Below are 12,601 nucleotides of genomic sequence, written 5' to 3'. Positions count from 1 at the left end.
TCCGGGCTCCGGGCTCCGGGGACCGTCCACCACGGTCCCGGCCGCAGGCTTCCAGGGCGGGGAAGCCCGCGCCGTTCAGCCGCAGCCCGCGGCGGCGAGGACGCCGTCGCGCACGACGAGTGCGAACGTGCCGCAGGTGTCGGTCCGCAGCACCGTCGCGCCGACGCCCCGGTAGAGGTCGAGGGCTCTGTCGGTCGGGTGCCCGTAGGTGTTCTCCCCCGAGCTGACGAGCGCGACCGTCGGGGAGAGCAGCCCGGCGAGGCGGTCGGACTGCGTCGCCGAGCCGTGGTGCGCGACCTTGACGACGTCGACCGGCCCGGAGCCGCGCTGCGCGAGGGTCCGCGCGAGGGCTGCCTGGCCGGCGTCCTCCAGGTCGCCGAGGGCGACGACGTCCATCCCCGCCACGTGCAGGAGGAGCGCCACGCTCGCGTCGTTCGCGCCGCCGTCGGACTCCGTGGCGGCTCCGCCTCGAGAGGGGGCACGGGACGCCGCCGACGACGTGCCCGGTCCTGGTCCGGCGTCCGACGGTCCGCCGCCCACCCCGGCCTGGAGCACCTCCCACCCGACGCCGGCGGCGGTGCCGTCACCACCCGCGCTGCCGACGGTCCCCGCCGTCGCCACCTGGACCGGCACGTCCGCCTCCGTGAGCGCGGCGAGCGCCCGCTCGGCCTGCTCCGGGGGATCCGTCGTGGCGGTCACGAGGGCGCGCTCGACCGTCCGGCCGCGGAGGACGGCGTCGAGACCGCCCACGTGGTCGGCGTGGAAGTGGCTGAGGACGAGCAGGTCGACCCGGTCGACGCCCAGCCGGTCGAGGCACCCGCCCGCCGCGGTCCCCGGTGGCCCCACGTCGACGACGACCGCCGACCGGGGCCCGGATCGCAGCACGAGGGCGTCGCCCTGCCCGACGTCGCAGGCGACCGCGGCCCAGTCCGGCGGCACCGGTCCGGCTGTCACGACGAGCGGGCGCACGAGCGCGACGACGAGCACCACCAGGACCACGCCGGCGACCCCGCCCGCGAGGACCTGACCCGGGCTCCGGCGAGGGCGTCTCGGCGCCGCGACCGGCCACGCCGGACGTCCGCGCTCGGCCGACACCCGCCGTCGGGCGACGCGGGCCGCCCGCGCGACGCGGTCGCGCAGGGGTGGCGACGACGCGCGCCGGACGGCACGACGCTCCCCGGCCTCGTGCAGCGCGCGCCACCGCAGCACGACGGCTCGCAGCACGACGGTCCCGAGCGCGAGCAGGACCAGCCCGCCGACGCCTCCGGGCCACGGCAGCCGCGCGCCGGGCAGGCCTGCGAACGCCGCGGCGACGCCCGCGATCCACCCCGTGAAGAGCCCGGCGGCCCACGCGAGCGCGGTCGCCGCGCCCGGCCACCACGGCGCGACGAGGGTGGCGAGGACTCCCAGGACGGTCGCGGGACCGAGAGCCGGGGCCGCGAGCAGGTTGGCGGGGACGGACCACGTGCTCACGCTCGGGTCGAGCAGGACGAGCACCGGGGCGCACGCGGCCTGGGCGGCGACGGGAACCGCGACGACGTGCGCGGCGGCCCGCCCGCACCACGGCGCCATCCGGCGGGCGAGCGGCGTCGTGAGGAGCGCGAGCCCGGCCGTCGCCGCGACCGAGAGGACGAACCCGTACGAGCGGGCGAGCCCGGGATCGAGGACGAGCAGCACGACGACGCCCGCCGCGAGCGCGGCGACGGCGCGCGACGGCCTGCCGAGCGCGATGCCGAGCACCCCGACGGCGCCCATCGCCGCGGCCCGCAGCACGCTGGGCTCCGGGTGGACGAGCACGACGAAGCCGACCATGGCCGCACCCGTGACGACCACGCGCACCCCGCGGGGCGCGCGGGCGAGGACGCACAGGCCGGCCACGCAGGCGACGACGATCGCGAAGTGCCCGCCGGACACGGCCGTGACGTGCGTGAGCGACGTCGTGCGCATCGCCTCGTCCAGGGCGGGTTCGAGCCGCGAGATGTCGCCGACCGCCACGCCCGGGACGAGGCCCCGCGCCTGCGGGCTCAGCCCGTCCGTCGCGTCGAGGAGCCCCCGCCGCATGGCGTGCACGCCACGCAGGAACGCGCCCGGCGGCTCGACGACGCGCGGCGGCCCCTCGGTCCGGAGCATCGTCCGGTCGCCCTGGACGGCGAGCCGGCCCGTCACCACGACGGACGCCCCGTACGCGAGGTCGTCCCAGCCGTCGCCGGGTCCCGTCACGACGACGGTGCCCGCCGCTGCGGTCGTCACGCCGCGCGCGGTGAGCTCGCGCAGGGAGACGCGCACCTCGTGACGGTCGGTGGCGCCCGACCACGGGTTCGTCCGCGGCACGACGGCGGAGCGCACGACCGCGGTGACCCTCGCCGTCGCGCCCTGGCCGGCCAGGTCGGCGAGCGCCTGCCGATCGGCGAGCTGCGCCCCTGCGGACAGGAGCACCGCCGCCACGCACGCGACCACCAGTGCGCCCTGCGCCAGCACGTTCCTGGCCCGACCCGACCGGGCGGGCCGCCTGGGGCTCCCCGGACGTCGTCGGTCTCCCGGCCCCGACGGCGTGCGCGCGACGCCCGGTGAGGTGGCGGTCCGCGGAGCCGTCGGCGTCCCGCGGCGGCCACGTCGTCCTCCGGGCAGCAGCACCCCGAGCGCGACGCCCAGCAGCACGACGGCGAGCGACGCGCCGCGCAGGGCTGCCGTCGGCGTCGTGCCGACCGCGAGGAACGCCGTCCCCCAGGCCGCGAGCGCCGCCGGGACGAGCCGCAGGTCGGTCACACCCGGACGAGGTCGCGCACGTCCGCGAGGACGGCGGGCCCGATCCCGCTCACCTCGCCGAGCTCGTCGACCGTCGTGAACGGACCGTTCTCCTCCCGCCACGCGACGATGCGCTCGGCGAGCACGGGCCCGATCCCGGGCAGCGCGTCGAGCGCCGCGGCGTCGGCCGTGTTGAGGTCGACCGTGCCGTCCGCGGCGGTCCCCGCCGCAGGTGGTGCCGACGCCGCCTCGGGCACCGCCTCACCGGGGCGCGGGACGACGATCTGCTCGCCGTCGGTCACCGTCCGCGCGAGGTTCAGTGCCGCGAGGTCGGCCTCGGCCGTCGCCCCGCCCGCCGCGTCGAGCGCGTCGGCGACCCGTGCGTCGGCGGCGACGGTCACGAGGCCCGGCGTGACGACCTGGCCCACGACGTGCACGACCACCCCGCCCGACGCGCCCTCGGCCCCGGTGCCCGCTCCCCCGCCACCCGCGTCGGCTGCCTCCGCGGCCGCACCGCCGGCCGTCTCGTCGGTGTCCGACGAGGTCGCGGGTCCGGCGTCCGCGCCCGTCGCCGCGCCACCGGTGGGCGCCGCGTCGAGCGGCGCGACCGGGGTGACACCGTCGGACGGGGACCGGAGCAGCACGACCCCGGCCGCGAGGAGGAGCACGACGACGAGCGCCGCGACCGCCACCCGGGGCCGCAGCGCCCACCGGCGGCGCCCCTCCTCGCCGAGCCCGGCGAACCCCGCGTGCGACGTGGGGTGCCCGTACGCCGCCGTGTACGCCGTCGACGCGGTCTGGGCGGCCCTGGACCGCAGGCGGTCGACCGCCTCGGCGTCCGCGCCCCCGAGGGCGGCGGGCTCGCCGTCCCCCGTCCCGGGTTCTCCCGCGAGGTCGGTACGCCGGCCCTCGTCCACGTCCGGACGCGGCGGGAGCCAACCGCCCCCCTGGTCGCCCGAACTCCGCGCCCGACCGCGTCGGTGGCGCTCCGCGCCGTCTGGCGCGGCCGGTATTCCCCGGCGACCGGGAGCCTCTCCGCCGAGCGCGGGTCCCGCGCCGTCGTCCGCGGGCCCGAGCGCCGGCGTCCCGATACCGCCCGGCCACGGACCGACGTCGGGGTCGTCGGGCGGCCCGACCTGCGGGAGCGTCGCGGTCGCCGGGTGCCAGGCGAGCGCGGGTCGCGCGGTCCCGGTCACCGCGCGCAGGCGCTGTCGGACGACCGCACCCTCTCGGGCGGGGTCGCGACCGGGACGGGCGTGCTGACGCGGCTCGGGTCGTGGGGTGCTCACGCCGCGACCGTACGGAGCGTCGGTCGGGAGGATCCCGCTCGTCGAAGGCTCCTGGGGACGGGACGCTCCGTCGACGGCCCTGTGCACGGCCACGACGGGCACGACCTCGCCGCGTACGGAGGACCGACGATTCTCGGCGCGTGTCGAGCCGTCCGCGACGCCCGGGTCTCAGCGCGCGGTCGAGCGGCCCTCGACGCCCGAGCCGCGGTCCGCGAGCTCCGCGACGACGACCGCCAGCACGCCCGGTCCGACGTGAGCGCCCAGCACCGCGCTCACCGGGGTCACCACGACGTCCAGGCCCGTGCGGGAGGTCAGCTCGGACGCGAGCCGGTGGGCGCCGGGCTCGTCCCCGACGTGGTGGACCGCGAGCGCGGGCCGTGTCCGACGCGCCGCGGACTCCACGGCGACCGTCGTCAGCCGCTCGACCGCCGCGGCCTTGGTCCGGACCTTCTGCACCACCTCGATCTTCCCGTCCCGCACGGCCAGCAGCGGCCGTACGCCGAGCACCGTCCCCAGCGCCGCGGACGCCGCGCTGAGGCGGCCGCCGCGGCGGAGGTGGTCGAGGGAGTCGACGAGGAACACGGCGCGGCTCGCGTCGGCGACCTCGATGGCGCGCCGCGCGACGACGTCCGTGCTCTCCCCTGCCGCCGCGGCCCGGGCGGCGGCCTGCGCCGCGAAGCCCAGCCCCATCGCGACGGTCCGGGAGTCCACGACCCGCACCGGGACCGGCGCGTCCGCCGCGGCGAGCGCGGCCGCGTGCACCGTGCCCGAGAGCTCGCCCGAGAGGTGGACGGAGACGATCTCGCGCGCCCCCGCGGCGGCGGCCGCGGCGTACGCCTCGGCGAAGGCGCGCGGCGTCGGCTGCGAGGTCGTGACCCGGCGACCGGCCTGGAGGTGCGCCGCCACGTCCTCGGCGGTGAGGCCCACCCCCTCGAGCGAGGACTCGTCGTCGACGATCACGTGCAGCGGGACTGAGCGGAGCCGCTCGTCGGGGACGGGCGGGAGGGACGCCGTCGAGTCGGTGACGACGTGCACGCGGTGGTCGGTCATGGCCGCGCCACCTTACGGCGCGCGCGGGCCGTCGCGCATCCCGGCCCGGCTGCGCCCCCGCGGTGCCGCCCCTACGATCCGAGCATGGCCGACGACGCCGCACAGTCCCCGACCGAGCTCGCCGCCCTGCGCGCGGCCGCCGCGCAGGCCGCCGCCGAGGCCGCCGAGGCCAGGGCCGCCGCCGCGCAGGCGGCCCTCGAGGCCGCGGAGGCGGCCGCGCAGGCAGGCACGGCTCCCGAGGCCGCGGCTCCCGAGAGCTCCGGCGCGCCGGCGACCGGCGCTTCCGCCGACGCCACGGACCCTGCCGACAGCCCCGAGGCGAGCGGCCCCCGCGAGGGGGCCGCGTCGTCGGGCACCGGACCGAGCGCGGGGGCGGACGCGCCTGCCGAGGAGGCTGCGCCGTCGGGCACCGGACCGCTCGAGGGCTACGCGGCCGAGGTGGCGGCCGGCTACGCGTACCGGGGCGGCACGCTCGCGCTCGGCGCGCTCCTCGAGGGCGAGCCGGGCACCGAGCCGACGCCGCGCGCCGACGTGCAGGTGGGGTTCGCGCTCAGCATGCTCAACCGGCACGGGCTCGTCGCGGGCGCGACCGGGACCGGCAAGACGAAGACGCTGCAAGGCATGGCCGAGGGGCTGTCCGCCGCGGGCGTGCCCGTGTTCCTCGCGGACGTCAAGGGCGACCTGTCCGGGCTCGCCGTGCCCGGCGAGTCGAACGAGAAGATCGTGGAGCGCTCCGCGTCGATCGGGCAGGACTGGGACCCGACGACCTTCCCCGTCGAGTTCTACTCGCTCGGCGGGCTCGGGACCGGTGTACCGATCCGCACGACCGTCACGGACTTCGGCCCGCTGCTGCTGTCCAAGGTCCTCGGGCTCAACGAGACGCAGGAGTCGAGCCTCGGGCTGATCTTCCACTGGGCCGACTCCCAGGGGCTCGCGCTGCTCGACCTCAAGGACCTGCAGTCGACGATCGCCTACCTCACGTCGGACGAGGGCAAGGCGGAGCTCAAGGGCATCGGCGGGGTGTCGAGCGCGACGGCGGGCGTCATCCTCCGCGAGATCGTCGCCCTGCAGGCGCAGGGGGCGGACGTGTTCTTCGGCGAGCCCGCGTTCGCGACGTCCGACCTGCTGCGCACCGCCCCCGACGGCCGCGGCGTCATCTCCGCGCTCGAGCTGCCCGCGGTGCAGGACCGCCCCGCGCTGTTCTCGACGTTCCTCATGTGGCTGCTGGCCGACCTGTTCCAGGAGCTGCCCGAGGTCGGGGACGCGGAGAAGCCGAAGCTCGTCTTCTTCTTCGACGAGGCGCACCTGCTGTTCACGGGCGCGTCGAAGGAGTTCCTCCAGCAAGTGGTGCAGACCGTCCGGCTCGTGCGGTCGAAGGGCGTCGGCGTGTTCTTCGTGACGCAGAGCCCCAAGGACGTCCCCGCCGACGTGCTCGCCCAGCTCGGCAACCGCGTCCAGCACGCGCTGCGCGCCTTCACGCCCGACGACGCCGCGGCCCTCCGCGCGGCCGTGCGCACCTACCCGACGTCCCCCTACGACCTCGAACGCCTGCTGCAGTCGCTCGGCACGGGCGAGGCCGTCGTCACGGTGCTCACGGAGAAGGGCGCGCCGACCCCCGTCGCGTGGACCCGCGTGCGGGCGCCGCAGTCGTCGATGGAGCCGGCACCCGCCACCGTGCTCGAAGGCGTCGTGGCCGCGTCGCCCGGGTTCGCGCGCTACGGCACGGCGGTCGACAACGAGTCCGCGTTCGAGCTGCTGCAGGTCCGGGTGCAGGAGCAGGCCGCGGCCCGCGCCGCCGCCGAGGCGGCGGAGGTCGAGGCCGCAGCGCAGGAGAAGGCGGCGAAGGAAGCCGCCAAGGAGGCCGAGCGCGCGGCCAAGAAGGAGCAGGCCGAGCTGGAGAAGATGCGCGCGAAGCTCGAGCGCGACGCGGCGAAGAGTCGCTCGGGGTCGGGCGGGTCGTCCCGGTCGCGGTCGTCGAGCCCGCTCGACTCGTTCCTCCGCTCCGCCGGCACCCAGCTCGGCCGCGAGCTCACCCGCACCATCTTCGGCACCCGCCGCCGCTGACCCCCACGTGTTGTGGGCGTGAAATGGGCTCGATGTCGACCCCGAAACCCGGCCCATTTCATGCCCGCAAGCGTCTCCCGGCGGTCAGGGCCTGGCGGCGGGCCTCCGCCACCCGGGCGACGAGGTCGTCGGGGAAGCGCAGGACGTCGTCCGCCGTCACGACGAGCACACGCCAGCCGAGAGCCTCCAACGCCTGCTTGCGTCGGATGTCGCGGCGCCAGGTGGCCCGGTCGGTGCGGTGGACGTCGCCGTCGTACTCGATGGCGATGCGGAGCCGTGGATAGGACAGGTCGGGCAGCGCGACGAACCGCCCGACGTCGTCGTGCACCGGGCGGTTCACCTCCGGGCACGGAAGCCCCGACTGGACCAGGAGGAGCCGGGTCCGGCTCTCCATCGTGGAGTCCGTCCCTGGCCTGACGAAGTCGAGCGCCTCCCGGCACGCGACGATCCCCTTCGCCTTGCGCGTCGTCCGGGCGATCTCGCGCAGGGAGCCGACGTCGGTCACGGGCTCCTGGCGCCGCGTCATCGCGTCAGCGAGGACCACGAGCTCGTCGCGGCGCAGGACGCGGGCGAGGTGGACCCAGGTCTGCGGGGCCGTCGTCGTGAGAAGCCCGTCGAGGTTCGTCGTGCGCAGACCGTTCCCCGTGGCATGGTGCGCGACGACGTCCCCTCGCTGCGGACGGGCGGCTCGCCCTGGGGACACGACGTGCACGCGGTCGTCGTCCGCGAGCCGCCACGGAACCTCCACGCCGAGCAGACGGAGCGCGGTGACGTGCCCGAACGCGACGCCGGGGCCGAGGATCAGCGCTGCGGCACGGCACCGCTCGACGATGTCGTCCCGACCGGCCGGGGCCCGTACGCCGTGGTGAGGCGAGACCAGCTTCACTGATCGGAATCGTCGGCGCGACGGCGTCTCCTGCCGATCCCGAACACGAAACGGCACACCGGCGGGCGATCTGTTCGTCATGTGCGCCAGGCTCGCGGGGCCGGTGCACCCCCCACCAGCCCTCGCTGACGATCTGTGGACAACCCCTCGGTTGTGGGCATGAAATGGGCCCGGTTTCGGAGTCGAAACCGAGCCCATCTCATGCCCACAACCGGGTTGGGGGTCAGACGACGATGTTGACCAGCTTCGGGGCGCGGACGATGACCTTGCGGACCTCGGCGCCGTCGATCGCTCGCACGACGTTCGGCTCCGAGAGCGCGGCGGCGGTGAGGTCCTCCTCCGTGATCGACGGCGGCACCTCCAGGCGCGCGCGCACCTTGCCCTTCACCTGGACGACGCACGTCACGGTGTCCTCGACGAGGTAGCGCTCGTCCGCCGTCGGGAAGGGTTCGTGCGCGAGCGAGCGGTCGTGGCCCAGGCGCTCCCACAACTCCTCGGCGATGTGCGGCGCGACGGGAGCGGTCATGAGCACGAGCGGCTCGACGGCCTCGCGCGGCACGCGGTCGAGCGACGTGAGGTGGTTGTTGAGCGTGATGAGCTTCGCGATCGCCGTGTTGGGGCGCATGTGCTCCATCTCGACGCGCACGTCGGCGATGGCGCGGTGCACCGCCCGCAGGGTCGCGGCGTCGGCCGGCTCGTCGACGACCGTCAGCTCGCCGGTCTCCTCCGAGACGACGTTGCGCCACAGCCGCTGCAGGAACCGCTGCGACCCGACGACGGCGCGCGTCTCCCACGGGCGCGACAGGTCGAGCGGACCCATCGACATCTCGTAGACGCGGAACGTGTCGGCGCCGTACTCGGCGTACATCTCGTCGGGCGTGACGACGTTCTTGAGGGACTTGCCCATCTTGCCGTACTCGCGCTGCACGACCTCGCCGTTCCAGCGGTACACGACCTCGCCCGAGCCGTCGGACGCGGGCTCCTCCGTGACCTCGGCGGCCGGCACGTACTGGCCGCGCGCGTCGGTGAACGCGTACGCCTGGACGTAGCCCTGGTTGAAGAGCTTGTGGAACGGCTCGACGCTCGTCACGTGGCCCAGGTCGTAGAGGACCTTGTGCCAGAAGCGCGCGTAGAGCAGGTGCAGCACAGCGTGCTCGACGCCGCCGACGTACAGGTCCACTCCCCCGGCGCGGCCCGCGCTCGGGTTGTGCTCCGGGCCCATCCAGTACCGCTCGAGGCTCGCGTCGACCACGACGTCCTCCGCGCCGCCGTCCCACCGCGGGTCGAGGTAGCGCAGGTAGTACCAGCACGACCCCGCCCAGTTGGGCATGGTGTTCGTGTCGCGGCGGTACCGCTTGGGCCCGTCGCCGAGGTCGAGCGTGACGTTGACCCACTCGTCGTTGCGGCCCAGCGGCGCCTCGGGCGACGAGTCGGCGTCGTCCGCGTCGAAGGTGCGGGGCGCGTAGTCCGGGACGTCCGGCAGGTCGACGGGCAGCAGCGCGTCGGGGATCGCGACGGGCTGGTCGTTCTCGTCCCAGACGATCGGGAACGGCTCGCCCCAGTAGCGCTGGCGACTGAACAGCCAGTCGCGCAGGCGGTACGTCGTGGTCCCCTCGCCGAGGCCCTTGCCGACCAGCCACTCGGTGATGCGACGCTTGGCCTCCGCCACGTCGAGCCCGTCGAGCGACACCTCGTCGTTCGACGACCCGACGGCGACGCCGTCACCCGTGTACGGGCCGGTGAAGTCCTCCGGCAGCCCGCCCTCGGGCTCGACCGTGCGCACGACCGGCAGCCCGAACGCCTCGGCGAACGCGAAGTCGCGCTCGTCGCCGCCGGGGACCGCCATGATCGCGCCCGTGCCGTAGCCCATGAGGACGTAGTCGGCGGTGAAGACCGGGATCGTCTGCCCGTTCACCGGGTTCACCGCGAGGTGCCCGGTGAACACGCCCGTCTTCTTGCCCGCGTCGGCCTGGCGCTCGACCGCCGTCTTCGCGGCCGCCTCCCGACGGTAGGCGGCGACCGCCTCGACCGGCGAGCGGTGCCCGCCGGTCCACGCGCTCGACGTGCCGTCGGGCCAGTGTGCCGGGACCTCGTCGAGCAGCGGGTGCTCGGGCGAGACGACCATGAACGTGGCGCCGAACAGCGTGTCCGGGCGGGTCGTGAAGACCTCGATCTCGCCACCGGACTCCGCCGCGGCGTCGTTCGCGCCGTCGGGCGTGCCGAGCACGGCGAACCGCACCAGCGCGCCCTCGCTGCGCCCGATCCAGTTGCGCTGCATCGCCGTGACCTTCTCCGGCCAGTCGATGAGGTCGAGATCGTCGGCGAGGCGGTCGGCGTACGCCGTGATGCGCATCTTCCACTGGCGCAGGCTGCGCTGGAACACCGGGAAGTTGCCGCGCTCGGAGCGGCCGTCGGCCGTGACCTCCTCGTTCGCGAGGACGGTGCCCAGGCCCGGGGCCCAGTTCACCGGCGACTCGTCCACGTACGCGAGGCGCTGGGAGTCGACGACGGCGCGGCGCTGGGTCGGCGTGAGCGTCGCCCAGTCCGCGCCCTCCTCGACACCGTCCACCCCGCCCGGCACCGAGCGAGCACCGGAGGCGAGCTCGGCCTCGAGCTCCGCGATGCGTCGGGCACGGCCACGGCCGCCGTCGGGGCGCAGCGCGTCCGCGTCGTACCAGGAGTCGAAGATCTGCAGGAAGATCCACTGCGTCCAGCGCACGTAGTCGGGGTCGATCGTCGCGAACGTGCGGCGCGAGTCGTGCGCCAGGCCGAGGCGACGCAGCTGACGACGCATGTTCGCGATGTTCGCCTCGGTCGTCACGCGCGGGTGCTGCCCCGTCTGCACGGCGTACTGCTCGGCCGGCAGGCCGAAAGCGTCGTAGCCGAGCGCGTGCAGCACGTTCTCGCCGCGCATGCGCCGGAAGCGCCCGACGACGTCCGTCGCGATGTACCCGAGGGGGTGCCCCACGTGCAGGCCCGCGCCCGACGGGTACGGGAACATGTCCATGATGAAGTACGGGCTCGCGCCCTCGGGGCCCTGGCCGTCGCCGTCCGTGAGCTCGCCCGTGGGGTTGGCGGCCCAGAAGGTGCCGCGCTGCTCCCAGAGCTCCTGCCACTTGAGCTCGATCTGCTCCGCGAGCGCCGGCGTGTAGCGGTGTGCGGGGCCGCCCGCGGCGGGGGCGTCCGAGGCGTGCGGGATCGAGGCGGTGTCAGGCGTGGTCACCCGGCCGAGTTTACCGGCCGACGGGAGGCACGACGGCGGCCGTCCGGCCCGTGCGAGGATGTGCGCCGTGATCATCGTGACGACCAACGAGGTGCCCGGCTACCGCATCGACGCGGTGCTCGGCGAGGTGATGGGCATGACCGTGCGCAGCGCGAACATCGGCGCGAACTTCGTCGCGTCGTTCCGCTCGATCGGCGGCGGCGAGGTGACGGAGTACACGAAGCTCGTCTACGAGTCCCGCCAGGAGGTCATGCACCGCATGGTCCAGGAGGCGCAGCGCCGCGGCGGGAACGCCGTCGTCGGGATGCGCTTCGACACGGGCGAGATCGCGGCGTCGTTCTCGGAGGTGTGCGCGTACGGCACCGCCGTCGTCGTCACGCCGATCCCGGCGGGCCAGCCCGGCGCGACGGCGCAGTCCGCCCACCAGGCCCAAGGTGCGCCGTCTGCTCCCCCGCAGCCGGGCGGTCACGGATACCCGCAGGACGCCGCGCCGGACCAGCCGGCCTGGCGCTGACGCCGCCCGCACGGACGCGCGTCGCCGAGCCCTCGCCCGGCGGCGGCGTCCGTCAGAACAGCGTCATGATGATGGGGCCCTTGACCAGCAGGATCCACGCGACGAGCGCGACGTAGCCGATCGCCAGGAACAGGTGCCGGTTGCCCACGAGCGTGCGACGCACGCCGTCGCCCGCGGGAAGGTACCCCTCCTGGACGGCGTGGACCACCTGGTACCAGAAGAGCGGCAGCATGGCGAACCACACGACCATGCAGTAGGGGCACATCGCCGAGATCGCGTACATCGTCGTCCAGACGAGGAAGACGATCAGGCCCATGCCGACGGTCGTGCCGCCGAGGAGGGCCAGCCAGTACCAGCGCGGGAGCCGCGCCCCGGCGAGCAGCACGACACCCGTCGTGATGACGACGGGGAAGGCCGCGATGCCCAGCAGCGGGTTCGGGAACCCGAGGAGCGCGCCCTGCCACGAGTCCATCGCGTCGCCGCAGTCGAGCAGCGCGTTGAGGCTGCACGACGGCACGTGGTTCGGGTCCGCGAGCTTGAGGAACTTCTCGACGGCCAGCGCCGCCGAGCCCGCCAGACCGATCGCGCCGGCCACGACGAGCAACCAGCCCATCGCGCGCACGCTGATCGGACGGGGACCGGACGACGGCTGCAGCTCGTCGTCGTGGTCGGCGGACACGCTCGCACCGGCGGTGGCGCTCTTGCTCACGGGGACGCTCCTCGTGGGTCACCGGCTCGCGCCGGACGTGACGGGGCGCACGGCGGTGCGCGCCGGGCACAACCTACCGCGCGCCGCTGGGTCCCGGCTGGGAGTCCGCCGAGGTAAGGCG

At 75.4% G+C, this 12,601-nt stretch carries 8 protein-coding genes; 2 read left to right on the top strand and 6 right to left on the bottom strand.

What is annotated here, in order from left to right; translation table 11 throughout:
• Positions 1 to 75: 75 nt before the first annotated feature.
• The 3 genes from ACZ402_RS06180 to ACZ402_RS06170 all read right to left on the bottom strand — a co-directional run bounded on the left by ACZ402_RS06180 (position 76) and on the right by ACZ402_RS06170 (position 5,084).
• Positions 76 to 2,766: a ComEC/Rec2 family competence protein gene (locus tag ACZ402_RS06180; RefSeq protein WP_375824816.1), complete on the bottom strand. Its 2,691-nt coding sequence runs from the start codon at positions 2,764 to 2,766 to the stop codon at positions 76 to 78.
• Positions 2,763 to 4,034 carry a ComEA family DNA-binding protein gene (locus ACZ402_RS06175; protein ID WP_375824817.1) on the bottom strand — a complete coding sequence of 424 codons (1,272 nt, stop codon included), beginning with the start codon at positions 4,032 to 4,034 and terminating at the stop codon, positions 2,763 to 2,765. The genes ACZ402_RS06180 and ACZ402_RS06175 overlap by 4 nt, the downstream gene beginning before the upstream one ends.
• A gap of 168 nt (positions 4,035 to 4,202) precedes the next feature.
• Positions 4,203 to 5,084, bottom strand: a complete 882-nt coding sequence (locus tag ACZ402_RS06170; protein ID WP_375824818.1) for a DegV family protein — start codon at positions 5,082 to 5,084, stop codon at positions 4,203 to 4,205.
• 84 nt (positions 5,085 to 5,168) lie between these two features.
• On the opposite strand from ACZ402_RS06170, the gene ACZ402_RS06165 reads away from it, so the two are divergent.
• The gene (locus tag ACZ402_RS06165) at positions 5,169 to 7,148 is read left to right on the top strand and encodes a helicase HerA-like domain-containing protein (protein WP_375824819.1); all 1,980 of its coding nucleotides are present in this window, start codon (positions 5,169 to 5,171) and stop codon (positions 7,146 to 7,148) included.
• A gap of 58 nt (positions 7,149 to 7,206) precedes the next feature.
• Here the strand turns inward: ACZ402_RS06165 and ACZ402_RS06160 are convergent, their stop codons facing one another.
• Positions 7,207 to 8,034 carry an endonuclease domain-containing protein gene (locus ACZ402_RS06160; protein WP_375824820.1) on the bottom strand — a complete coding sequence of 276 codons (828 nt, stop codon included), beginning with the start codon at positions 8,032 to 8,034 and terminating at the stop codon, positions 7,207 to 7,209.
• A gap of 223 nt (positions 8,035 to 8,257) precedes the next feature.
• Complete coding sequence (gene leuS / locus ACZ402_RS06155) at positions 8,258 to 11,257, bottom strand: leucine--tRNA ligase (protein ID WP_375824821.1); 3,000 nt, start codon at positions 11,255 to 11,257, stop codon at positions 8,258 to 8,260.
• 67 nt (positions 11,258 to 11,324) lie between these two features.
• On the opposite strand from leuS, the gene ACZ402_RS06150 reads away from it, so the two are divergent.
• A complete protein-coding gene (locus ACZ402_RS06150; RefSeq protein WP_253050354.1) occupies positions 11,325 to 11,771 on the top strand; it encodes a YbjQ family protein in 447 nt (148 codons plus the stop codon).
• Between the two features lie 52 nt (positions 11,772 to 11,823).
• On the opposite strand, the gene ACZ402_RS06145 is transcribed toward ACZ402_RS06150, so the two are convergent.
• The gene (locus ACZ402_RS06145) at positions 11,824 to 12,480 is read right to left on the bottom strand and encodes a vitamin K epoxide reductase family protein (RefSeq protein ID WP_375824822.1); all 657 of its coding nucleotides are present in this window, start codon (positions 12,478 to 12,480) and stop codon (positions 11,824 to 11,826) included.
• Positions 12,481 to 12,601 lie beyond the last annotated feature (121 nt).

This window comes from Cellulosimicrobium sp. NPDC030954 (assembly GCF_055571305.1).
This window is presented reverse-complemented; position numbering and strand designations above follow the sequence as displayed.